Annotated in this window: 22 protein-coding genes and 1 pseudogene; 13 read left to right on the top strand and 10 right to left on the bottom strand. The window is 63.6% G+C overall.

The genetic code is table 11. The features are described 5' to 3' along the window. Nucleotides 1-77: 77 nt before the first annotated feature. Nucleotides 78-1,439 carry a dihydrolipoyl dehydrogenase gene (locus tag ASG67_RS18105; RefSeq protein WP_056533201.1) on the top strand — a complete coding sequence of 454 codons (1,362 nt, stop codon included), beginning with the start codon at nucleotides 78-80 and terminating at the stop codon, nucleotides 1,437-1,439. A gap of 53 nt (nucleotides 1,440-1,492) precedes the next feature. On the opposite strand, the gene ASG67_RS18100 is transcribed toward ASG67_RS18105, so the two are convergent. Next, on the bottom strand, nucleotides 1,493-4,609 hold the full coding sequence (locus ASG67_RS18100) for a TonB-dependent receptor plug domain-containing protein (RefSeq protein WP_056533198.1): 3,117 nt from the start codon (nucleotides 4,607-4,609) through the stop codon (nucleotides 1,493-1,495). A gap of 197 nt (nucleotides 4,610-4,806) precedes the next feature. Between ASG67_RS18100 and ASG67_RS18095 the strand changes: the two genes are divergently transcribed. From ASG67_RS18095 to ASG67_RS18085, 3 genes are all read left to right on the top strand, one after another. Continuing rightward, nucleotides 4,807-5,808 (top strand): N(4)-(beta-N-acetylglucosaminyl)-L-asparaginase, encoded by a 1,002-nt coding sequence (locus ASG67_RS18095; RefSeq protein ID WP_056533232.1) that lies wholly within the window; start codon nucleotides 4,807-4,809, stop codon nucleotides 5,806-5,808. A gap of 221 nt (nucleotides 5,809-6,029) precedes the next feature. Then, nucleotides 6,030-6,635, top strand: a complete 606-nt coding sequence (locus ASG67_RS18090) for a response regulator transcription factor (protein ID WP_056533195.1) — start codon at nucleotides 6,030-6,032, stop codon at nucleotides 6,633-6,635. 54 nt (nucleotides 6,636-6,689) lie between these two features. Next, nucleotides 6,690-8,342 carry a sensor histidine kinase gene (locus ASG67_RS18085; protein WP_156460918.1) on the top strand — a complete coding sequence of 551 codons (1,653 nt, stop codon included), beginning with the start codon at nucleotides 6,690-6,692 and terminating at the stop codon, nucleotides 8,340-8,342. A 28-nt stretch (nucleotides 8,343-8,370) separates the two neighbouring features. Here the strand turns inward: ASG67_RS18085 and ASG67_RS18080 are convergent, their stop codons facing one another. Next, nucleotides 8,371-8,802: a hypothetical protein gene (locus ASG67_RS18080; RefSeq protein WP_056533189.1), complete on the bottom strand. Its 432-nt coding sequence runs from the start codon at nucleotides 8,800-8,802 to the stop codon at nucleotides 8,371-8,373. Between the two features lie 15 nt (nucleotides 8,803-8,817). Next, nucleotides 8,818-9,384, bottom strand: a complete 567-nt coding sequence (locus ASG67_RS18075) for an HNH endonuclease (RefSeq protein ID WP_056533186.1) — start codon at nucleotides 9,382-9,384, stop codon at nucleotides 8,818-8,820. Between the two features lie 68 nt (nucleotides 9,385-9,452). On the opposite strand from ASG67_RS18075, the gene gluQRS reads away from it, so the two are divergent. The 5 genes from gluQRS to egtD are packed head-to-tail and all read left to right on the top strand — an operon-like array spanning nucleotide 9,453 to nucleotide 13,408. After that, complete coding sequence (gluQRS, locus tag ASG67_RS18070; protein ID WP_056533183.1) at nucleotides 9,453-10,331, top strand: tRNA glutamyl-Q(34) synthetase GluQRS; 879 nt, start codon at nucleotides 9,453-9,455, stop codon at nucleotides 10,329-10,331. A gap of 9 nt (nucleotides 10,332-10,340) precedes the next feature. After that, on the top strand, nucleotides 10,341-10,568 hold the full coding sequence (locus ASG67_RS18065) for a twin transmembrane helix small protein (protein WP_056533180.1): 228 nt from the start codon (nucleotides 10,341-10,343) through the stop codon (nucleotides 10,566-10,568). Between the two features lie 13 nt (nucleotides 10,569-10,581). Further along, nucleotides 10,582-11,133, top strand: a complete 552-nt coding sequence (locus tag ASG67_RS18060) for a cob(I)yrinic acid a,c-diamide adenosyltransferase (protein WP_056533177.1) — start codon at nucleotides 10,582-10,584, stop codon at nucleotides 11,131-11,133. A 38-nt stretch (nucleotides 11,134-11,171) separates the two neighbouring features. Further along, entirely contained in the window at nucleotides 11,172-12,428 is a 1,257-nt protein-coding gene (egtB, locus tag ASG67_RS18055) for an ergothioneine biosynthesis protein EgtB (RefSeq protein WP_056533174.1), read from the top strand. A gap of 2 nt (nucleotides 12,429-12,430) precedes the next feature. Next, on the top strand, nucleotides 12,431-13,408 hold the full coding sequence (gene egtD / locus ASG67_RS18050; protein WP_056533172.1) for an L-histidine N(alpha)-methyltransferase: 978 nt from the start codon (nucleotides 12,431-12,433) through the stop codon (nucleotides 13,406-13,408). Nucleotides 13,409-13,583: 175 nt separating this feature from the next. Here egtD and ASG67_RS18045 read toward each other — a convergent pair whose 3' ends face one another. From ASG67_RS18045 to ASG67_RS18655, 6 genes and pseudogenes are all read right to left on the bottom strand, one after another. Continuing rightward, nucleotides 13,584-15,185, bottom strand: a complete 1,602-nt coding sequence (locus ASG67_RS18045; protein WP_235535294.1) for an ATP-binding protein — start codon at nucleotides 15,183-15,185, stop codon at nucleotides 13,584-13,586. A 115-nt stretch (nucleotides 15,186-15,300) separates the two neighbouring features. After that, nucleotides 15,301-16,065 carry a TIGR02186 family protein gene (locus tag ASG67_RS18040; RefSeq protein WP_056533165.1) on the bottom strand — a complete coding sequence of 255 codons (765 nt, stop codon included), beginning with the start codon at nucleotides 16,063-16,065 and terminating at the stop codon, nucleotides 15,301-15,303. Then, nucleotides 16,062-16,976, bottom strand: a complete 915-nt coding sequence (locus ASG67_RS18035; protein ID WP_056533161.1) for a sulfite exporter TauE/SafE family protein — start codon at nucleotides 16,974-16,976, stop codon at nucleotides 16,062-16,064. The genes ASG67_RS18040 and ASG67_RS18035 overlap by 4 nt, the downstream gene beginning before the upstream one ends. A gap of 26 nt (nucleotides 16,977-17,002) precedes the next feature. Next, on the bottom strand, nucleotides 17,003-17,983 hold the full coding sequence (locus tag ASG67_RS18030; protein ID WP_056533159.1) for a hypothetical protein: 981 nt from the start codon (nucleotides 17,981-17,983) through the stop codon (nucleotides 17,003-17,005). Beyond that, on the bottom strand, nucleotides 17,980-18,564 hold the full coding sequence (locus ASG67_RS18025) for a hypothetical protein (RefSeq protein WP_056533156.1): 585 nt from the start codon (nucleotides 18,562-18,564) through the stop codon (nucleotides 17,980-17,982). Before ASG67_RS18025 ends, ASG67_RS18030 begins: the two co-directional genes overlap by 4 nt. Before the next feature lie 210 nt (nucleotides 18,565-18,774). After that, nucleotides 18,775-19,526, bottom strand: a pseudogene (locus ASG67_RS18655) (IS5 family transposase). 894 nt (nucleotides 19,527-20,420) lie between these two features. Here ASG67_RS18655 and ASG67_RS19100 point away from each other — a divergent pair. Both ASG67_RS19100 and ASG67_RS19095 read left to right on the top strand, forming a co-directional pair. Beyond that, complete coding sequence (locus tag ASG67_RS19100; protein ID WP_156460917.1) at nucleotides 20,421-20,762, top strand: hypothetical protein; 342 nt, start codon at nucleotides 20,421-20,423, stop codon at nucleotides 20,760-20,762. 354 nt (nucleotides 20,763-21,116) lie between these two features. Beyond that, nucleotides 21,117-21,800 (top strand): hypothetical protein, encoded by a 684-nt coding sequence (locus ASG67_RS19095; RefSeq protein ID WP_156460916.1) that lies wholly within the window; start codon nucleotides 21,117-21,119, stop codon nucleotides 21,798-21,800. A 426-nt stretch (nucleotides 21,801-22,226) separates the two neighbouring features. On the opposite strand, the gene ASG67_RS19740 is transcribed toward ASG67_RS19095, so the two are convergent. Then, on the bottom strand, nucleotides 22,227-22,418 hold the full coding sequence (locus tag ASG67_RS19740) for a DMT family transporter (protein WP_268796305.1): 192 nt from the start codon (nucleotides 22,416-22,418) through the stop codon (nucleotides 22,227-22,229). 122 nt (nucleotides 22,419-22,540) lie between these two features. Between ASG67_RS19740 and tnpA the strand changes: the two genes are divergently transcribed. Beyond that, on the top strand, nucleotides 22,541-22,903 hold the full coding sequence (gene tnpA / locus ASG67_RS18005; RefSeq protein ID WP_056533147.1) for an IS66-like element accessory protein TnpA: 363 nt from the start codon (nucleotides 22,541-22,543) through the stop codon (nucleotides 22,901-22,903). Continuing rightward, nucleotides 22,900-23,247: an IS66 family insertion sequence element accessory protein TnpB gene (gene tnpB, locus ASG67_RS18000; protein WP_056533144.1), complete on the top strand. Its 348-nt coding sequence runs from the start codon at nucleotides 22,900-22,902 to the stop codon at nucleotides 23,245-23,247. The genes tnpA and tnpB overlap by 4 nt, the downstream gene beginning before the upstream one ends. The last annotated feature ends 8 nt before the right edge of the window (nucleotides 23,248-23,255 follow it).

The following is a 23,255-nucleotide window of genomic DNA, read 5'->3' as shown; positions in this document are numbered from 1 at the left end:
ACACCATCGGGAACCCATAACAGCTCCCGGCTCTTACAGGCTTCGCGAACACCCCGTCGCGAAACCAGGAGAATCATATGGTTGCGCGACAGTGCGACATCGCCATCATCGGCGCAGGGACCGCAGGGCTCAAAGCGTACAAAGCAGCAATCGCACACGGCGCCGACGTCCTGCTGATCGAACGGGGCGAAGGCGGTTCCACCTGCACGCGTGTCGGCTGCATGCCTTCCAAACTGCTGATCGCTGCCGGACGTACCGCCCATGAGGCCCGACAGGCCAATCGATTCGGCGTCCGGATCGACGGGCTTGAGATCGATGGCCCCGCCGTCCTCGCGCGGATGCGACGCGAGCGAGACCGGTTCGTGGCCTCCATCCTCGACGAGTATCACGCGATCCCGGCGAAGCATCGGCTGCACGGCTCGGCCCGCTTTACAGCGCCGCATTCGCTGATGGTCGGCGATGTTGCGGTCGAGGCAGGCGCCATCATCATCGCTACGGGCGGTTATCCGATCGTACCGGACAGCCTCAAACCCGTCGCCGCCATCGTCCACACCCACGAAACTATCTTTGAAATCGACACGCTGCCCACCGCGATGGCGGTGGTCGGCGCCGGCCCGGTAGGGCTGGAACTGGCGCAGGCCTTTGCGCGCCTGGGTGTCGCCGTTACCTTGCTCGATGAGGGTAAGACGATAGGCGGCCTAACCGATCCGGTGGCGGAGCCAGTAGCCCAAGCCGCCCTCGGGAACGAGATCGCCTTGCGGCTCGGCGTCACCGTCACGGCCGAACCCATGCCCGATGGCCGGGGCCTGATCCGTTGGAGCGGCGCCAGCGAAGGCTCCGTGACAGTCGATCTGGTGCTTGCCGCGACCGGGCGGCCCCCTGCCCTCGATTCACTCGATCTCGCCAACGCGGGGATCGAACTCGATGATCACGGTACACCGACGTTCGACGAGACGACGCGGCGCAGTGTCGACAGCGACATTTTCATTGCCGGCGATGCGAATGCGTGGCGGTCTGTCCTGCACGAGGCAGCCCGCGGCGGCAGGATCGCGGGTACGGTAGCGGCCGGGCGCGCGGGTAGCCGCCCGATCCCCCGTCTCACCATCGCCTTTACCGAACCCAATCTGGTCGAGGTCGGCACCCCCTTCGACAAGTTGCCCGCAGACGCCCGTATTGGCTGCGCCACCGTCGCCGATAACGGCCGCGCCAGAGCCGACGGCGAGAGCGAAGGGCTGGTGCGCCTCTACGGCGATGCCGACGGCGCACTGATTGGCGCGACCATCGTCGCGACGGGCGGCGAACACCTTGGCCATCTCGTCGCACTGGGTATCGACCGCGGTATGGACGTTGCGACCTTCGCCGATCAACCCTGGTATCACCCGACCGTCGAAGAGATGCTGCAATCGGCGGCCCGCGATCTGGCCGGTATCGAGAATTGACGTGACCTGGATCGGCCAGATGTCGAAACATCTCGCCGATCCGCCACCCGTGGTCAGAACGAGATCGTAGTTCCGATCGCGATCTGCCGACCCAGTGAATCATACCGTGCCGGGATCGTATTGTTGCGCGCCAGACTGATATTGTACGAATTCGCCAGGATCGGTGGCTGCTTGTCGAGCAGGTTGTTTGCGATGATCCGGAAGGCGAACTGTCGGGCGATGTTGAAGGTCAGCGCCAGATCGAAGTAGCTGACCGGCGCGATCCGCGTGAACGTGGTCTGCGCCCGCTCCGGCGTGCCGCCGATCGCCTCGTCGCCCGAGTTATTGGCGTTGGTCAGCGAGCTGACATAGCGCCAGTTGAACGACGCGTTGAAGACGCTGTCGGGCGTTGTGTAGGTCGTACGCAGACCGTGCGCCCATTTTGGCAGCAACTGGCCGCAACCGTTACCGAAATAACCGGCGCAGTTGCGCTTTGGCTGCAGCGGCGAGTCCTGACCACCAGCAAAGGTGGTCAGCGATCCGTTGAAGTCGAGATCGACCCGACCGGCCGATCCCAGACCCAGTGCATAGCTGGTCTGGAAATCCCAACCGCGCGCGATCGAGAAGTAATAGTTGGTCGTGCCGGCGCGAATGAAGCCGCTGGTCGGGTTACCGCCCGCTGCGGCATAGAGCGTGCCGTTGGCCGCCCGAACGATACCCGAACAGAAGAAGGGGTCCCCGTTCGAGCGCAGGCAGCCATCGGTGTAATAGCTGTCGTCGTTATAGCCGAGCGAGTTGTTGATCTTGATCCGGTAACGGTCGACCGAGAACACCAGCCCGCGGACAAAGCTGGGCTTTACCACCAAGCCATAAGTCTGGGTGTAGGCGGTCTCCGGATCGGCGGTAAATCCACCCGAACGCACGGTGCACTGGTCGTTGGGGCAGAGCAGCGTCGTGCTGCCATACAAAGCGTCCGACAGGCCGGTGGCGCGGCAAATCTCGCGCGAGGCGAGCGGCGCGGTCGTGGTAATGGTGCCGTTCGGGTTGTTCGGGTTCTGGATCTGCCGTGTGACAGGGGCGCAGAAATCGTTCTGCGATCCGCCCTGCCGGCCGAAACTGATGTTCGATGCCTGAAATGCCTCGACCACGGTCGGCGCACGCTGCGCCTTGTTGAACGACGCCCGGAATGTCAGGTCACGGACCGGCGCGTACAGACCCTCCAGTTTCCACGTCGTGAACTTGTCCGGATTGCTGCTGTATTTCGACAGGCGATAACCGCCGTTTGCCTGCAACAGGTGCGCGAACGGGCGCTCCTGAACCAGCGGCACCTGCACTTCGATGTTCGATTCCCAGACGTGCTGGCTGCGATCGGAATCGGTGCCGCCATAATCTTCGCGGAAACCGGCGGTCGAGGTCGAGAACTGGCGGTCCTTGCGAAACTCGGTACCCAGCGCGAATGCGACGCCATCATTGGCAAGCGGCGACGTGACGCCATATTTGCCCAAGTCGCCGGTCATGCCCGCGATCACGTTGTACAGAAGCCCGACGGTTTTCTGCCGCGCGGGATCAAGTCCGCCATAGATATAATCGATGAGCGTCTGATTGTTGTTGCCTGCCGAAAAGGCATCGAACGGGACACAGGACGCATCGGTGCCGTTGGTAGCCGAGGAACAGGTCGGCGTGCCGTTCACGCTGACAACGTTCAGCGAACGATTGACCCGATCGAAATCGGGCAGACGCGATGAATCGAAAATCTGTTGATTGCGGGCAAAGACGCCGCCGACGTCGTACGTCCAGGCATCACCTACCTTGCCACGGATGCCGCCCGTCGCGCGGATCGCCGAGTTGGTATAGGTGTCGATCATGAATGGCGCGTTGAACCGGTAACGCACCTCCAGCGGCACCAGCGCCGACGTCCCCGCAGCGGCACCGCACAGCGTGGTCCGCTGCGACGCCGACAGGAACGGGTTGTTGCAGTTCACCTGATACGGCGTCGATCCATAGGCGGTGAAACTAAAAGCGCGCATCGGAAATCGGTTGGTGGACTTGTCGCGAAACCACAGCGCCGAACCATAGATTTCCGCTTCCGGCGCCAGCTTGATCGTCACGAAACCACCAGCGTTGACGCGTTCGCCCTGCCGCTGGAAGGAATAGCCATCGAACGGGTTGGCCGCCTTGCCCGCCCCGATGCCGTTGCCATAGGGCACGAAGCTACGCGTGCCGGCAGGATCGTTGACAAAGGCGGTGCCGTTGTTCGCGCCGGATTGCGGAGCGATGTACCCGCTCGTTGAATAGGTCGACAATGAACACGACAGCGGCCCGTCCTTGACGGTCTGCAACAATTGGCAGGACGACGACGAGCGCGACGCGTAGGGTACGAGATCGGTGTGCTTGTAATTCACGAACCCCGAAACGTTGACCGCACCGTCGAACAGCGACGTACCGGCGGTCAGCGACACATCAGCGCGACCGCCATCGTTCACTGACCCCAGTCGTGGCGTGAAGCCCGACGCCCGTGACACCGGCGTGACCAGCGTCGACTTGTTCACGTGGTTGTAGAAATTGTAGTTCGCGTCGAGCCGGACACCGGTGAAATTCTGCTTCATCACGAAATTGACGACGCCGGCGACCGCGTCCGATCCATAGACCGACGACGCGCCACCGGTCAGAATATCGATGCGCTCCAGCAGCGTCACCGGAATCATGTTGGTGTCCTGGCCGTTCTGCGTGCCGAGACGCTTGCCATCGACCAGCACCAATGTCCGCTCGAAGCCCAGGCTGCGCAGCTTGATCCGCTGGCGACCGTCGGAATCCTGATAATTCTGCTGACTGTCCGGCGCGACCTGCGGCAGGCGGTTCAGAACCTCCTCGACGTTCAGTGGCGCCTGCGCGCGGATATCCTGAATCGTGACCGACGTGATCGGTGCCGCGGCGGTCACGTTCGGGCGATTGATGCGCGTACCCGTGACCACGATCATGCCGTCGTTGCCGTCATCGGCCTGCTCACCGGTGATTGCGCCGCGACGCTGTGCGGAAGCCGTCGCGGCGATATCGGCCGTGTCGCCCGCAACGCTGTCCGCCCCAGTCGCCTGTTGATCCACGGGTACAGCCTGCTGCGCCACGGCCGGCGTTGCCAGCACGGTGATCGCTCCGGCGATGGCCAGCCACGACGTCGAATTCCGCAAGATCATGATGTTTCCCCTTTGCCCCCGCCGCGCCCTGACACGTTCGGGGAATGAGGACCAAAGTTTGCCAAATCAGGCAACCCGTCAATACCTAAATAGTACCTGCTTATGACCCTTCTGCAGATTATACTTTGCATGCGGCAAATTTGTCGGGATTGTCGTGGAAACGCGCCACCCGGCTGCGACGGTAAGGGACCATCATGATGAACGACCGGCGATCCTTTCTTGCGGTGGCGGGGCTGATGGGTGGATTGCTGCCACTGACGGCGGCGGCGAAGGCGCGATCGGCGGGCGATCGTGCGACGATCCTGTCGACGTGGGATTTCGGTGCCGCCGCCAACAACGCCGCCTTTGCCCGGTTGCGGGCGGGCGGATCGCTGATCGATGCGGTCGAAGCCGGTGCGATGGTACCGGAGGCGGATCCGACCAATCACTCGGTCGGTTATAGCGGCTACCCTGATCGCGATGGCCATGTCACGCTGGACGCGGTCATCATGGACGATGCCGGCGGCGTCGGAGCCGTCGCGGCGCTGGAAGATACGATCCATGCCATCTCGGTCGCGCGCCGGGTGATGGAGTGGACGCCGCACACGATGCTGGTCGGCGCCGGCGCGACCCGCTTCGCCCGCGATCAGGGTTTTCCCCGCACCAACCTGCTGACCCCCGAGGCGGAGCAGGCCTGGCGTGACTGGCTGAAGACCGCGAAGTATCAACCACGCGCAAACAGCGAGAATACCGATTACCGGACGCCCGGCGGTGCATTGGACCATGATACGATTGGTATTCTGGCGCGTGATGCCGGTGGCAGAATGGCCGGCGCCTGCACGACATCGGGGATGGCATTCAAGATGGCCGGTCGCGTCGGCGACTCACCTCAGGTCGGCGCGGGCCTGTATGTGGAGGCAGGCGTCGGCGCTGCTACCTCTACCGGTCTGGGTGAGGAGGTGACGCGCGTATCCGGCACCGCGCGCGTCGTCGCCTCCATGCGGGCCGGGCGCACCCCGCAACAGGCTTGCGAGGAGGTCGTCCGCCACATCGCCCGCCTGCGCGGCGACGCGATCAAGGGCGTTCAGGTCGGCTTTCTGGCGCTCGACCCGCGTGGTGCCATCGGCGCATTCTGCCTGTTGCCGGGCTTCACCTACGCCGTCACTGACGATCGCGGTGTGACGACCGTGCACAAGGCGGCATCGCTGTTCACCGCCTGACAGGGTGGAGTCGCGATCGTCGGTGCCAGAACCTGCAGGAAACGGCTCGATTCCGCCATTCCCTGAATGATCTCGACTAACGGTGGTGGAACGCGATAAGCTGGCGTCATGGGCATCTTTCGGCTTTCAGCGATGACGGGCGGCACGGGAACTTTTCCGACAGAGCCCGGGTCGCTCCGCCGCGATCGCACGGTGCCATCGCATGACGATGGGACCTGTTGATGCCCCAAACCGTCTTCGTGGTGGACGACGACGAGTCGATGCGAGACGCGATCGCCGACGTGCTGGAAATGGCCGGCCGCACCGTGCGGAAATTCGCCAATGCCGCCGAGTTCGTCGAACTGGCGATGACCGGTCCGGCCGGCTGCGTCGTGCTCGATGTCCGGATGCCGAATCTCGATGGGCTGAAGCTTCAGCGGCAACTGGTCGACGCGGATGTCGTGCTGCCGATCATCTTCGTAACCGGCTATGCCGATATTCCGATGAGCGTCACGGCGATGAAGGCGGGGGCCGCCGATTTCCTGACCAAGCCGTTCCGCGAGCAGGATCTACTGGATGCCGTGACACAGGCGCTGGAAAGTGAGCGCGCGACGCGTGCCGAACGACAGGAACTGGTGCGATTGCATTCGGCCTATGCTGAATTGACCGACCGGGAGCGCCACATCCTGTTGCAAGCGGCCGCCGGCCGCCTGAACAAGGTGATCGCCGGCGATCTCGGCCTCAGCGAGATCACCGTAAAGGTCGCCCGCGCGCAGTTGATGCGCAAGGTCGGCGCGAACTCGATCGCCGAACTCGGCCGCTTCGCCGAACGCCTGAAACTGTCCTGACCGGTGGCCACGGCCACCTTCGGCCGCACGCGTCGACCGGCGACGGGCCGCTGGGTGGCCGACCAGGAGCCCGACACGCAACCGCCCCTCGATCATCGCGGATGGTGGACCGCCGCGTTGATCCTGTGTGTAGCCCTACAAGTCGGCGTCACGATCGCGCTGCCCGATCAGACTTGGTCGATGGGTGTAGGACTGGGCTTCCTGTGCTGCCTATGCGCCGTTCTCACCATCGTCACGACTCCTCGACCAGCCGACTTTCCGGGCGCTTGGCGTTGGCGGGTCGTCACCCTGGGCTTCGTCTTCTGGGGTGTAGGCTGGTGGGCGGCAACGATCACCCCGGCACTTATCGGTCGCGAGCTTGCCTTTTTGAACTTCGGCTCGATCCCCCGGCAGGTCTTTTTCCTGATCGTATTGCTGCCGAGCGGCGAAGAGGATCAGGGCTGGGCACTACGCGTACTGGACGTAAGCCAGACGCTGTTGATGGGAGCATCGCTTACCCTGCTGGCAAGGCCGATCACCGTTACCGCGCCGTTGACGGCCGGTGTCGTCGCCTATCTTTATTCGGCCAATGTCCTTCTGGCTCTGCTGGCCATCACATCATTTCTGACCCAACGGGGTCGGATACGGCAATTGATCTTTGTCCTGTCGGTGACGCTATGCACCTATGCCGTCACGACCATCATCGCGGTGTGGGTATTCAACCGATACGGCATTGATCGAAATTCCCCGATCTGGGCATTCGGTGACGCCGCCTTCATCGTGTACGCGTCGCTGCTGATCTGGACCGACAAAAGCCCACGATCTTCCCGGCCGGTGACCTGGCTTCGGACATCACGGCACGTCTCCCCCCTGATGGTGACCGCCGTGCTGCTCCTCATGGCGCTTCAGATCAGTCATCGGGGCTCCCTTTGGGGCGCGCTCATCGGGATTGGCGGATTGCTGATCTACGCCGTCCGCACCACATTATTGAACGACCGGTATCTCGCCGAACGCGATCGCCTGATCGCCCTGGAAGCGAAGCGAGCACACGCACTGATCGACATCGTCCACGAAATCCGCTCGCCACTGGGCAGCGTGGTCCTGAACGCGTCGCTGCTGGCTAGAGCAGGGGAATTGCCACAACCCCAGCGCAACTGGGTCGATCAGATTCATACGGGCGGCACCCGCGTCACGACGCTGCTCAACGACATACTCGATCTCGAACGGCTGGATGCCGGGCTGGTCGATGCCGATCTGACCGAATGCAATCCGCGCACCATTGCGGTGGATGCACTCGCCGTGGTGGAGGGGCAGGCACGGACCTTCGGCGTCACGCTCATGCCGCCTCACGACAGCGATCAACGCGTGATCGCCGATCGCGGCAAGCTGGAACGCGTAATGGTCAATCTCGCGACGAACGCCATCCGCTTCACCCCTACCGGTGGCTGCGTTATCATCACGATCGACAGCATCGACGCGGTTCGCACCGCCATCACCGTCACGGATACTGGCAGCGGTATCAGCGCCGCCGGTCAGGCCGTCCTGTTCGAACGGTTCAGCCATGTCGGCACGCCGGTAAACGGCATTCGGGGATCAGGCCTCGGCCTGTCGATCTGCCGTGGCCTGATGACCGCGATGAACGGCACACTGACCATCGACAGCGAACCCAGCCGCGGCACGCGCGCGGTCGTCATCCTGCCATCGGCCACCGAACCACGCCGGATATGACGCACAAGGTCGGCACGGCGGCGTCAGGTCATTCCCCCTGCGCTGGCTTCGCTGGCGCACTTTCCGCCGCCGCCCGCTCTTCGGAGGTGACGGTGCCGTCGTGGTTCAGGTCCATCCGGTCGAACCGCGCCAGCATCCCTTCGGAAAACTCGATCGAGCTGATCTTGCCGTCCCCGTTGCGATCCAATTCCAGCAACCGGGTATTACGGCGGGGTAGCTCGGTGCGATCGATCTCGTCATCCGCATTGCGGTCCAGCGTCCGGAACCGTCGCGTCATCGAGCTGCCGAAATCCAGCCGCGACGTCACCGATGGCGGGGTAAATGCCGCCGCCTTCGCATCGGCGGCCTTGCGCTTCTCGTCCGGCCCTGGTCCACAGGCGGCCAGGGTGGTGGCCACCGCCAGCATCGCCGTCGTTCCCGTGATGGTCTTCACCCGCCCCGTGATGGTCTTCACCTGCATCGTCGCCCTCGATTGTTACGCATCCAGCTCAACGTCCCAATAGAGCCAGTCGTGCCATGTCTCATGCAGGTAATTGGGGGGAAAGGATCGGCCATGCTCCTGCAGGTGCCAGTTGGTCGGCCGGATAGGTTCGATATGCAGCGGCATCGCCGCCTGTTTCGGCGTCCGCCCACCTTTTCGCAGATTGCACGGCGCGCACGCGGTGACCACATTCTCCCATGTCGTTCGTCCCCCTTGCGCGCGCGGCACGACATGGTCGAACGTCAGGTCGCGGCCATGCCCGCAATATTGGCAGGCGAAGCGATCGCGCAGGAACAGGTTGAACCGGGTAAAGGCGGGAAATTGCGACGGCTTCACGAACTGCTTCAGCGCGATCACCGATGGCAGCTTCAGCGAGATCGACGCGCTGTGCACCTCGCGCTCGTAATGCGCCACGACGTCGACGCGGTCGAGGAACATCGCCTTGACCGCGGTCTGCCATGGCCACAGGCTGAGTGGATAATAGGACAGAGGCGTATAATCGGCGTTCAACACCAGCGTCGGACAGCCGTCCGGGTGTCGGATCAGGTCGGGATGAAACACGGGCCCTCCCAAGCAAAGTCGACGGCGGCTCTCGCCGATCGGCATGACGCTGTCATGACAGCCCGACCATGACAGCACAGCGACCGATTCACGGTCAAGGGGGTGTCGTCACCCGCTTTGCGCCGAGCCCCACCGGCCGTCTGCATCTGGGTCATGCCTTCTCGGCTGTTCGCGCCCACGATCACGCGGTCGAGCGCGGCGGCCGGTTCCTGCTGCGGATCGAGGATATCGACGGCACCCGCAGCCGGCCCGAGCATGTCGACACGACCCTCGCCGATCTGGCGTGGCTGGGCCTGAACTGGGAAGGCCCCGTCTTCCAGTCGCAGCGCCTGCCCCTGTATCAGTCCGCGCTCGACCGGTTCAAGGCGGATCGCCTCGTCTACCCCTGTTTCTGCACGCGTGCCGAGATCGCCGCCAGCACCACCGCGCCGCATGGCCCCACCCCCGCCTATGCCGGCACCTGCCGTCACCTGACCGACGCCGAGATCGCCAACCGGATCGACCAGCCGCATTGCTGGCGGCTCGACCTGCCGGCCGCGATGGCGGTGGCCGGCCTGCTCGACTGGCACGACGATCGCGCCGGCCGGATCGTAGCCGACCCCGCACCGCAGGGCGATGTCGTGCTGGCCCGCAAGGATGCCCCGGCCAGCTACCATCTCGCCGTCACCATCGACGATGCGGCGCAGGGCGTGACCGATGTGGTGCGCGGCCTCGACCTGTTCGACGCGACCCATGTCCACCGGCTGCTACAGGCGCTGCTCGGCCTGCCGACCCCCGCCTATCATCATCACGCCCTGCTGGTCGGCGCCGATGGCGAACGCCTCGCCAAGCGCCACGGCGCGCCCACGCTGGCCGCGATGCGGGCGGATGGCGCGGACGGCCCGGCGCTCGCCGCGTCGCTGCGCGCCGGCCGCTTGCCCTCTGGCTTTTCGGCGGCGAGCGCCTAAATTAAGATCATGAACACCTTCCTGATAATCCTGCTGATCGCGGCCATGATCGCGACGGTCGTGGCGCTGGTGCGTGGGGTCATCGCCTTCCTCCAGGATTCGACCGCAGAGGTCAGGGGCGAAGGCCCGACGCGCGCCGCGTTGAAATCCAATCGGATGATGCAGCAGCGCATTTTCTTTCAGGCCGGCGCGATCCTGATCGTCGTGCTGATCCTGTTCGCCGCCGGTCGCACCTGATCGTTTCGACCGGATGGTCAAGCTCAACAAGATTTACACGCGCACCGGCGATGACGGCACCACCGGGCTGGTCGATGGCTCACGCGTGTCAAAGGCCGATCCCCGCATGGCCGCGATCGGCGACGTGGACGAGGCGAACAGCGCGATCGGCGTTGCCCTTGTCGCCATTCCAGCCGGTCCGGTGCGGGATGAACTGGCACTGATCCAGAACGACCTGTTCGATCTCGGCGCCGATCTGGCAACCCCGATCGGGATCGAGGGTGCGTTGCGCGTGATCCCGGCGCAGGCCACGCGGCTGGAACGAGCGATCGATGCGCTGAACGACCATCTGTCGCCGCTGACCAGTTTCATTCTGCCCGGTGGTGATGCCGGTGCGGCCTCCCTGCATCTCGCCCGCGCGATCGTGCGCCGCGCCGAGCGTTCGGTCGCCGCGGTCGGCGCCGCGATCAGCCCGTCGGCGGCAACCTATATCAATCGACTGTCCGATTACCTGTTCGTCGCCGCGCGGGCACTGAACCAAAACGGGGCTGGCGACGTTTTGTGGGTTCCGGGGGGAACGCGCTGAGTCATCACGCTTCGCGCCGATTGATTGAGGTGCGGGGCATGATCCAGACGGCGATAGCGGGGCAAACCCATTCCCTGACCGAACGCTATGCGGCGGTGCGCGCTCTTAGTCTCGCGTTGGCGGCACCGCTGTCGGATGCCGACGCGACGGTCCAGTCGATGCCCGATGCCAGCCCGACCAAATGGCATCTTGCCCACACGACGTGGTTTTTCGAGACCTTCGTCCTCCGCGATCACGTCGCCGGTTATGCCCTGCACGACGAACGCTGGCCCTTCCTGTTCAACAGCTATTACGAGGCGGAGGGTCGCCGCCATGCCCGCGACCGGCGCGGCATGGTGACCCGCCCGACGCTGGACGAGGTTCGCGCCTACCGCGCCCATGTCGATGCTGCGTTGGTCGCCGCCCTGCCGACCCTGCCCACCGCCGTGCAGGACCTGGTGGCACTCGGTTGCCATCACGAGGAACAGCATCAGGAATTGCTCGTCACCGACATCCTGCATCTGTTCGCTGAAAACCCGCTCGAACCCGCCATCTGGCCCGCCCCGCGCAAGGTGCCGGTGGCGATGCCCGGCCCGATCGGCTGGATCGAGGGGCAAAGCGGCATTGTCGATATCGGTCACGCCGGCGACGGTTTCGCCTTCGATTGCGAAGGCCCGCGCCATCAGGCCCTGCTGGCCCCGCACGCGCTAGCCGATCGCACCATCACCAACGGCGAATGGGCCGCGTTCATCGCCGATGGCGGCTATCGCGAGGCGCGCTGGTGGCTGGCCGATGGCTGGAACTGGGTGAAGACCAACGCCATCGATGCACCGTTGTATTGGGAGGAACGCGACGGCGGCTGGACGCGCTTCGGTCTCGATGGTCGCCGCGCGATCGATCCCGCCGCGCCCGTCACGCATGTCAGCTTTTTCGAGGCCGACGCCTATGCCAGTTGGGCCGGCGCGCGCCTGCCGACCGAGGCGGAATGGGAAGCCGCCGCCGCGCAGCATGATCCCGCCGACGGCAACCAGATGGACACTGCCGGTCCCGTCGAACCACGGCCCGCCACCGCCGGCCCCGCCTTCTTCGGCGATGTTTGGGAGTGGACCGGCAGCGCCTACCGCCCCTATCCCGGTTTCCAGGCCGCCGAGGGCGCGGTCGGCGAATATAACGGCAAGTTCATGAGCGGGCAGTTCATCCTGCGCGGCGGCAGTTGCGCGACGCCCCGCGGCCATGCCCGTGCCAGCTACCGTAATTTCTTTTATCCGCACCAGCGTTGGCAGTTCACCGGCGTTCGTCTCGCGAAGGACCTCTGACCATGCTGAAGCCCGATATCGAGGACGGTCAGCGTAGCCTCGCCGATCCCGCCTTCCGTGCCGATGTGCTCGCCGGGCTGGAACGGCGTCCGCGCGCCATCCCCGCCCGCTGGTTCTACGACCGTCGTGGGTCGGAGCTGTTCGAAGCGATCACCGACCTGCCGGAATATTATCCCACCCGGACCGAGATCGGTATCCTCGACCGGATCGGCAACGAAGTCCGCGACCTCGTCGGCCCCGGTCGCGCCGTAGTCGAATTCGGCTCCGGCTCCTCGGCCAAGACGCCGCTCCTGCTCCGTTGTGTCGAACCATCGGCCTATGTGCCCATCGACATCTCCGGCGATTTCCTGCGCGACTCGTCGAAGACATTGTCGGCCGCCTTCCCCAATCTGCTCGTGCTGCCGTTCGAGGCGGATTTCATGCGTCCGCTGGCCCTCCCCCGGACCATCGCCGACGCCCCGAAGCTAGGCTTTTTTCCCGGATCGACCATCGGCAACATGACACCGCTGATGGCCACCGATCTGCTCCGCACCATGCGCGCCTCGCTCGGCGAAGGCGCAATGCTGCTGATCGGGATGGACCGGATCAAGTCGGCCGACATCCTCGTCCCCGCCTATGACGACGCCGCCGGTGTGACGGCAGCGTTCAACATGAACCTGCTCGACCGGATGAACCGCGAGCTGGATGGCACCGTTCCCCTCTACGCGTTCCGCCACGTTGCCCGCTGGAACGACGACCGCGCCCGCATCGAAATGCATCTGGAGGCGGTGAGCGACGCCGACTTCACCGTCGATGGCCGCCCTTTCTCGATCGCAGCAGGCGAGACCATCCATACGGAGAACAGCCACAAATATGGACCCCGCGACGCGCGCATCCTGTTGCGTACCGGCGGCTGGACGCCGGTGGCGGAATGGACCGATCCCGACGGCCTCTTCGCCGTCTACCTCGCCGAAGCCCAACCCGAACGCCCGGCACCGTAACGACATGCCTCCCCAGCGGAGGCGGGCAAGTCCGATGTCCTACACAACCCACGCCGGTTATAAGCCGCGAGGATTGCTCTTTCTCACCGTCCAACGAACCCCAGCCGACGCCCCACGACCGACTCGTGCGCGATCGCGCACGCGTGTGCGGGTGTGACTTTCGGGACTTTCCGCGTCATTTCCCCTGCGACCGCCACCGCTTGATGACCCGGCCGATGATCGCCTCCTCGCCGCCGACGTCGCGCCACAATTGCGAGAACAGTGGATCGTCCGACGCCGGCCGCTTCGCCTCCACCAGTGCATCGAACGCCACCCGGATCGGGATCGCGACACCCTCGCCGCAGACGATCCCCTCCCGATTACGCAGCGCAGGGATCGAATCGAGGAAACCGCGCGCGCCCTCCGGCATCGCCGCCCGCACGAACGCCTGATCGCGATCGTTGTTGAGCCGCATCGAGATGATTGTGCCGCACTGCGACAGCACCCCCTCCGCCAGATCGGACGGCCGCTGCGTGATGAGGCCCAGCGAGACGCCGTATTTGCGCCCCTCTTTCGCGATCCGCCCCAGGATGCGGCCGACCGCGCTGTCGGTTTCCCGGCCGGACGGAATATACCGGTGTGCTTCCTCGCAAACGAGCAGGATCGGCCGCTGCGCTTCCCCCCGTGCCCAGATCGCATAATCGAACGTCATCCGGCTCAGCATCGCGACGACCACCGCCGTAATGTCAGACGGCACACCCGACACGTCGACGATCGAGATCGGCTTCCCCTCGCCCGGCAGGCGGAAGATGCGGCGTAGGAATTCGGCCATCGTATCGGCGACCAGCATACCGGAGAACATGAAGCCGTAACGAGGATCGGCCTTGATCTCGTCGATCTTGGTCTTCAGCCGCAGATAGGGCGCGGTATCGCCGGCCCGGTCCATCTTGCCCATCTCCAGCGCGATCAGGTTGGTCAGGTCGGACAACAGATAGGGGATCGGCGCATCGACCGTCAGTTTGGGAATTTCCTGGCCCAGCCGGCTCTTCGCCTTGGCCATCAACAGGCATTTGGCCAGTATGTCGGCGTCGATCTGCCGCTGCGATCCCGACGTGGTCAGGAACACCTCGCAATGTTCCTCGAAATTCATCAGCCAGTACGGCATCTGCAAATTCGACACGTCGAAGATCGCGCCGTTGCCGCCGAACGCCGCGGCATATTCGCCGTGCGGATCGATCATCACAATATGGCCCTGCGGCGCCAGATCGCAGATGCGGTGCAGGATCAGCGCCGCAGCCGTCGATTTGCCGGTACCGGTCGATCCGACCAGTGCAAAATGCTTGCCCAGCATCGCATCGACATATAGCGCCGCCCGCACGTCGGTGGTCGGATAGACGGTGCCGATCTCGATATGCGCCCGGTCGACCGCCGCATAGATCTGGCGCAGATCGGCGGTCGTGACGGGGAACACCTCGCATCCCGGCATCGGATACCGCGTCACGCCGCGCCGGAAGCTATAGAGCTTGCCCGTCAGCCGTTCCTCGTCACCCTCCCCCAGGAAATCGATGTCCGCCGCGATTGTCGTGCCGGCCGCGTCGTCCAGTTTCAGCGCGCGGACATTGGCGATGAGCCACGACCCGCCGACCCGCATCTTGACCTGGCTGCCCATCTGCCCGGCCGCCGCGACGACCGGATCGGGATGGCCGGCGATCCCCTCGACCGCCGCCCGATCGATCAGCACGCGGCTCGACGATCCGGCAATCGCGAAGACCCAGCCGATCGATCGGTCCGCATCCATCGGTGTCGCATCGACAAAGGCGTCGTGTCTGGGCAATTCGGACATTGGATGCTTTCACTGGGTAAGACAGCATCGATACCGGCGGATCGGTAAACATCGGATGACCGGCTATTTTTTACAGCCGACGCGCCACCCATCCCGCGAACCAGCCGAGCCCTACCGACAGCGCCACCGCCGTCAGGCCATACAGGATCGACGATCGCTCCGCCGCCCGTGCCACGAACCGCTCGAACCCGGATTTGCGAATGTCGATGTCGCGCACCGCGGCTGCCAGCACCCGCCCGTCACGGATCAGGAACGTCTCCGCGGTAAAGCGCCCCACCGGCACCCGTGCCGGGATCGTGACCCGCGCCCGGTACAGCACGCCATCGGTGATCTCGACCGCATGCGGCGCCTCGACATACAGGCCCGCCCGACTCTTCAGATCGACGAGCCCCCGGCCGAACCGCGCCTGTTCCTCGGCCGGCGCGGTCGACACCGGCGACAGTTGCAGGCTGTCGAGTCCCAACTCGTAAATCGCCCGTGTCCGGTCATCGACCAGTTCCCCGATCGGCCGCGACGACGCGATCGCATAGAAGGACGGCGCCGAGCGATACCGGGCATGGTCCGCATTCACCCAGATGCCGGCGACCTTTTCCTTTTCACGGATCAGGATCGATTCGGTCGGTCCCTTCACGACCACCACGACCTCTGCCGGTCGCTCCCCCGCCGGCACGCGGCCACCGGGATACAGGATCGCCCCGAACAGCAACAGGTTGGCGCCAGTGAAGCTATAGACGATCTCGATCTCGCGCTGCGACACGTCCGGCACCAACACGGGTTTCGCCTGCGCCAGCAATAACGGCGATGACAGCGCCAGGATCAGGGCGGCGACCTTCACGAGATCGTCACCGTGAAAATATCCTCTGGCCGCCACACCAGCCCCAGCAAGATCCGCACGCCAACCGCAAGCACCATTAGGGCCAGCGCCAGCCGCAGATATTCCGGCTTCACCTTCGTCGCCAGCCGCGCGCCGACCTGCGCGCCGACGACCGATCCGACCAGCAACAGCCCCGCCAGCACGATATCCACCGCCCGCGTTGTCGTGGCATGCACCATCGTCGCGACGGCGGTGACGAACAGCGTCTGGAACAGGCTGGTGCCGACCACCACACCGGTCGCCATGCCGATCAGATAGATCATCGCCGGCACCAGGATGAAGCCGCCACCGATCCCCAGCAGGATCGTCAACATGCCGGTCGCGAACCCCAGCATCAGCGGCGCGAGCGGCGAGATATAAAGCCCCGACGCATAGAAACGCGTCCGGAACGGCAGGTATGCGACCAATGGATGATGCCGCCGCTTGCGCGCCCGCGGGGGTTGGCCTCGCCGCGACAGGCCGATCGCGACGAGCGATTCCTTCGCCATCAGGCCGCCGATCGATCCCAGCATCAGGACATAAATGATGGCGATGACCGTATCGATCTGCCCCAGTTCCTGCAGCCGGCGAAATATCCATGCCCCTGCAAAGGTGCCCAGGACACCCCCCGCGACCAGCACGCCGCCCATCTTGAAATCGACCCCGCCACGGCGGACATGCGCGAAGACGCCCGACACGCTGGCCCCCGTCACCTGACTGGCGGACGAGGCGGCAGCGACAGTCGGCGGGATACCATAGACGATCAGCAGCGGCGTCGTCAGGAAACCCCCGCCGACACCGAACATGCCCGACAACAGGCCCACGCCGCCGCCGAGCAGCACGATCACCAGCGCATTGACTGACAGGTTGGCGACGGGAAGATACAAGTCCACGGCCCGACCCGTTAGCGCGGCTCTGTTTAAAAGTCGCTGCCGATCGTCAGCGCCGGCCCCGATCCCGGCCGCGCATCGCCCGAAATCCGCTGTCGCCAGTCGAGCGTCATCCGTACTGTCCGCTCGGCGACCGGCACCACCAGCGCGGCACTGGGACCGACGTCCAGCCGCGCCGCGCCGCGCTGCGCCCCGCCCCAACTGCCGACACCCAGATCGATACGCGCCTGCCCAATCGTCGCCACGGGTTTGGTCAACCGCGCCGCGCCATCGACGAACGGCTCGATCCGATCACGGGCGATCGCTCCTGCCGGTCCATAGGCTCCAAGCCGGAAGCCCAACGCGACCGGCACCGGATCGACGCCGCCGATCACCATCAGCGCCGGGCCGCCCTTGCCGCCGTCGAGTGCGATCCGCTGCTCGGCGATGATGTGCAGGGGCAGCGCCGTGGGTTGCCAGTCAACGCCCAACGCCATCTCGCGCCCACGCCCACGCAACGGGCTGGACACCCGCGCCGCCAGCGCGACCCGCCGCGCCTCTCCCAACGCGTAGGTCAGGCGAAATCCCGCCTGCGATCCACCCAGCTGCCCGCCGGGCAAGGCGCCGCCGCTGCCGTTGCGGGCAATGCCCCAAATACTGCCGGCGAGTCGTGCTGGCGCCGTCGCCAATGGGGTTGGTCGCTGGGGTGGCGGTTGGATGGGTGTAGCATCGGCCGCTACTTGCAGATCTGGCGCAGAAGGCACGGCAATATCCGGCGTAGCCGCCACGAAACCGGGCTGCTCAACCACCGCCAGCTTTTTGACCGAGGCGGTCCGATCGGCAACGACGGTCTTCGCGTCCCCCGTCCGCACCGGCGCCCTGGCAAAGAACGACTCCGCCGCCGCTGGCGGAGCGATCGCCCGGATCAATGCCGGCACCGAATCGATCGTCGGCCACAACAGCGCCGCCCGCACCATCGTCCAGCCGCCCAGCGTGACCGCCAGAAAGCGGAACGGCCGCCCGCCCCTCACGACGCCACCACATCGATCGGCTGGTCGAACGCGGGGAACTCATGTCGCGTCTTGTCCCATGCAGGTGCCGCGCCGCGCAGCATCCAGATGTATCGCCAAATCGCCCGCCCAGCCGCGAGCAAAGCGATCAGGTTGCCGACGACCAGCCGCGGGACCGACCACATCGCCTCACGCCAGCCATAGGTCCGCCCCGTGAACGCCGCCCGGACGATCAGCCGCCAGCCGAGAAGCCAGGCGTTCACGATCAACAACAGCCGAACCGCATCCGGCACCGGTGCAACCGGCACACCGGTCAAGCCATGGGACACGACCGAGGCCAGCCACGCGACGATCGACAGATAAGCCGCCCCCAGCACCAGCACCGCGATCGGCGCACGCCGGTCGCGCATCCGCATCCAATGGTCCACCATCGCCAAAGGCCGCGCCCAGCCGACCCGGTCCCAACCGACCAGCGCAATGCCAGTAATCCAGCGGGCTTTCTGGCGGACCGCCGTGCCAAGCGTCGCCGGAAAATACGCCCGCACCGCCACCAGATCGCCCCGCTCGTCCGTCACCCGCGCGAACAATCCGCGCCCGCCCATTTCGGCGATGCGCAGCCCCAGTTCGTATTATCTTGATACCAAAATTATGCAGTCAGCGTTCAAAATATCAGGAAGAATTAGTTGCCTAGGCACGTTTCACCCTAGATAATTTATGCTCGTTAAACTGCTGGCTTACTGTTCTAAGCGTCTCGACGGTGTTAAGTCGCCTTTCAAAGTGGTCGGGAAGGTACCACTAGGGTTGAGACTCATTCAGAGCCAGAACGCGATAGCTGTTGCGAGCGCGACGCCTGAGAGGAAATTGGCGGCCAGCTTGTCGTAGCGGGTAGCGACGCGGCGGAAGTCCTTGAGGCGGCAGAAGGCGTTTTCGATGAGGTGGCGGCCGCGATAGCGGTCCTTGTCGTAGCGGATGGTGCGCTTGCGGTTGCGCCGGCCCGGGATGACCGGAACAGCGCCTCCATCGCGCAGGGAGCGCCGCAGCCTCTCGGCGTCGTAGCCTTTGTCGCCGAGCAGGTAGCGCATGCGCCCGGCGCGTTCGAGAAGCGCCGGTGCCGCCTTCACATCGCTGACGTTGCCGGCGGTCAGCATCAGCGCATAGGGGCGCCCGATAACGTCGGTGAGCGCGTGGACCTTGGTGGTCCAGCCACCGCGCGAGCGGCCGATCGCCTGCGTCGAGCGCCCCCTTTTGCGCCGAACGCCGCGCGCTGTGCCTTGACGTAGGTGCTGTCGATCGAGGTGCTTTTCGTGACCGCGCCGGTGTCCACCAGGGCGTCGAGCAGCTTCAGCCAGAAGCCGCGGTGCGACCAGCGGTTGAAGCGGTTGTAGATCGTCGTCGACGGTCCGTAATCGGGCGGGCAGTCGCACCAGCGGCAACCGACCTTCAGCACATGAAGGATACCCGAGATCACCCGACGGTCATCCACCCGCCGGGCACCGGGCTGGTTCTTCGGCAGATGCGGCTCGATCGCCGCCCATGCCTCATCAGACAACCAGAACAGCGCCATCACGCACCTCCCTTGATCCACACCACCGGTGAATCAGGAAAGTCTCACTCCTTCAAGCCGCTGATTGGGTTTGGGCCCTAGCCCGTGCAAGGGTCTGCCGGCCGGTGGCGCACATCTGTACCTTCCAACAGCGCACGGTCAGACCTTCGGGGCCTTAGGCTCGCTGCGTTTTATTACGGTTTGTTCTCACACAGTCGGATAGGGCAAGATGCGCCGCGTTTGATAGCCGAACCGCTAACGCTGTTGGGCAGCTGGTGTAGCCTCTCTCAAATCGGGATTGCTTGCCCTAGCCGTGCTCTCTACTTTTTGTATCGGCTGAAATAGATTTAATTAAAAATGTAATGGTCATTAAATTTTGCGATTTTGGTGTCTAGCACATCTTCCACGGTATAAAACGATGTCAACGCAGCCTAATACTATCGCACTCAGCCTCGAATTCTTTGTATATCGAAATGCCGTTACGCAATTGCTTATGCACAATCGGCTTATTCTTTAGCAAGCCGCTACTTGGTCAATGCGAGGAATAAACTAAGATCACGTCAGACCCGACGGCTTACGCATACGGTCATACTTGCGCCTGCGCCAATCTTATCGCCGAACTTCGGCCCAACGGTTTCATTGATGTTTTCGCAAACGTAGCCATCCGCCGTTCACGAGCTCAGAACGGTCTTGCACTATTACGGAAGCTTTGTAACGCAGCCCATGCGGACGGTATATCCCGTCCGCGGGGCGTGGAAACCCCGACAATCGCTAGGTCCGGTCGAGCATTTCGGCCGGGCGGCTGTCGCGCATGTCCAAGGCTTGCCCAAAGGCGGCAGCGCCTTGTCCTAGCGCAGGGTTTCCAACGCCCGGCTTACGCCGGGTCGCCTCTGAACTGCCGGAGGCGTGACGTCGATGAACATTGATGTTTCAAGTGATACTTTTAAGACGCAGCTCAGCGATGCCGTCATATTGCTTAGATCATTTAGTCAATCAAATGGTCTTACCATTGATGCAGCCATTTCTATAATAATGGCAGCGGCTAGCCATGAGGGTGGTTTTGACGCTATTATTGCCATGGAGAAGGCATCCTCAGCTATTACCATGGATAATAAATGTACGATTCCAAAAAGTAGACAGCAGCGGCGATGGGAAACGAAGCACGCCTCTAAGATGATAATTGGCAATACGTTGAGGGCACAGTTTCCGGAAATTTTCAATTTCGATCCATTACAAATTTTAGATCCAGACGACTGACCGGTAATTTTGAACTCTGCTTCACGTTTTAGTGGAAGCCGAACTGGTCGCTTGTGGGAACCGCTGGCCTCGACTGCTTTTTTTCCATCTTGTCGAGCAGGGGCTTCGAACGCCTTTTAGTGGTGGTTTGCGGTCCGGCCGGTTTGGGCACACAAAGGGCGCTCAGCGGACGTTCAATTCGCGAGAATGGACAATCTGCCGGTCCTGTGGGCACAGATGCCGGGTAGGAGTTTCCCAAATATCTGCCGGTGATGCCCTATAGCATTTCGATGCTGTTCTCAGATAGCATGCTGTCATACCATCGTCGTCGACGGACGAGCACAGTCCCGATCTTAGGTATAGGGAGGAGGCTGAATGCTGAACGTCATCAAGTGGGCGACAATCATTGTAATTGCGGGTGGCTTGGGACTTTCAGTCCTGCATGCTATGCCGCCTCCGCAGGCAGCAGAAGCCCTACCACAGGATACTCCGCCAATTGTGGTCATTGGACCTGATGCCGATATTGTCATCACTGGTTCAAAACCACAACTCCGGGGCGGGCTCTGGCGGTTTCGCCGGTCACCTACGCTTGTATATGGTGGCGGGAGCATTAGGGGCTTTGCCTTTACGACATGTTTAGAAGATGGCGCATTAGAGCAGTCTCTTCACAAGCTAGCCGGAGATCAATCAGCGCTGCCACGCGGCATGATTTGCACTAGGCTGAAGCTGAAAATTGAGGATGGTAAAATTGCCGGCCGTCGATCATGTACCACGCCAAGCACGATGATTGGCATGGATGCTATAAACAGCAGGTTAGATCTAAGCGGTCGATATAACAGCAAAATACTTAATATGAACTACCTGTCCGAGAGTTGGGGAGGAAGTATTGATCGCGGTGGCGGAAGTGGGTGGAATCCTGCTCGTCAGTCAGCTCAGCGTTGGCGTGTTGAGGCGACGCGGATAGCGGAATGCCCTGTGCAACGTAGGCTTGATCAACGAACCTTAGAGGAGGCTATTACACGTCTCTTCTCCGCCAACGTGAACCCGGATAACGACTGAGGATGATGTCCGGTTTTGGGAAGTCTGGCACAACGCATAAAGGGCAATAACTGGGCGAAAGCGGTCATTCGACGCGATCGGCTGCGGAACGTGCGGAATTAATGGTTAGGCGATAGGCAGCTTTCGGTCGGCATGGTGGAAAGCTGCCCTTCGCCGAGTGTCACGACCGCTCGGTTTTGACACAACATATTCGAAGATCGTTAGCCCCTCGCGCTGTGCTCTCCGGGAGGTTTTCCCGGTGGTTCGAGGGGCACTCCCCAGCGTTCGATCATCAGCTGAAACAGTCCAACAAAGATCGTGCCGACACCAACGACGGTGAGGATAACTACCGCCCAAATTGGGAAGGCGCTGCGGTACAGGTGCGAAAACACGGCATAAAGGCACAGCGCCGCACCGCTCAGGAAGGAACATGTCGATCCCGCCATCTCAGTGCCCCGAGGTGAGCTTCAGACCGGCGATGCAGGCGACGAGGCCGAGGATCAGCAGGACGCGGACCGGAGTTGAAGGTTCGCCGAACCACACCATGCCGATTACTACGGTGCCGAGCGCCCCGATGCCGGTCCAAACCGCATAGCCGGTGCCGAGCGGGATAGTGCGCGTCGCTACCTCAAGAAACAGGTAAGCGTGTCCGGCAGACCGCCTTGCGGTAGCACTGGCATCCGGGATGCTTGTCGTCTTTGACGAGGGCGCGGGCGGTGCGGGAAGTTTTCGGTTCTCCGACCAGTCATACGAGCACTCGTATGACTGGTCGGATGGAAGTGGTCCGCCGGGTATCGGGTCGACGGCGGTGGTCGGACGCGGAGAAGCTGGAGATACTTGCCGAGGCGTTCCGGCCCGGCGTGCGGGTCTGCGATGTCATCGCGCGGCGCGAGGTGTCGAGCAGCCTGATCTACACGTGGCGCAAGCAGCTGCGCGAAGGCACGCTGGCGGGCGTGGTGCCTTCGTTGCCCGTGTTCGCCGAGGTCCGGGTTACCGAACCGGCTCTACCCGCACCATGTCCATCGGGACTCATCCGGATCGACTTGCCGGATGGCGTGCGGGTGAGTGTCGACGCGAGCGTGGATGAAGGTGCGCTCGCACGGGTGTTGTCGGTGCTGCGGTGAGCCCGGTGCCGTTGCCGACGCGGGTATTCCTGGCGTGCGGCAAGACGGACATGCGCAAGGGGTTCGATGGCCTTGCGGTGCTGGTGCAGCAGGTGCTGGCGCAGAACCCGCATTCGGGTGCGCTGTTCGCCTTTCGCGGCAAGCGCGGGCATCTGGTCAAGCTGCTGTGGTTCGATGGCCAAGGCCTGTGCCTGTTTTCCAAGCGCCTCGACCGGGGCCGCTTCGTCTGGCCGGTGACGGCGACCGGCACAGTGGCGCTGACACCGGCGCAATTATCGATGCTGCTGGAGGGCATCGACTGGCGGCGCCCCGAGCGGACGTTCACGCCGACGCTGGCGGGGTAGGAACGGCG

It is taken from the genome of Sphingomonas sp. Leaf339, from assembly GCF_001426195.1.
GTDB lineage: Bacteria > Pseudomonadota > Alphaproteobacteria > Sphingomonadales > Sphingomonadaceae > Sphingomonas.
The sequence above is the reverse complement of the archived record's forward strand: the minus strand, read 5'-3'. Positions and strand labels throughout refer to the sequence as shown.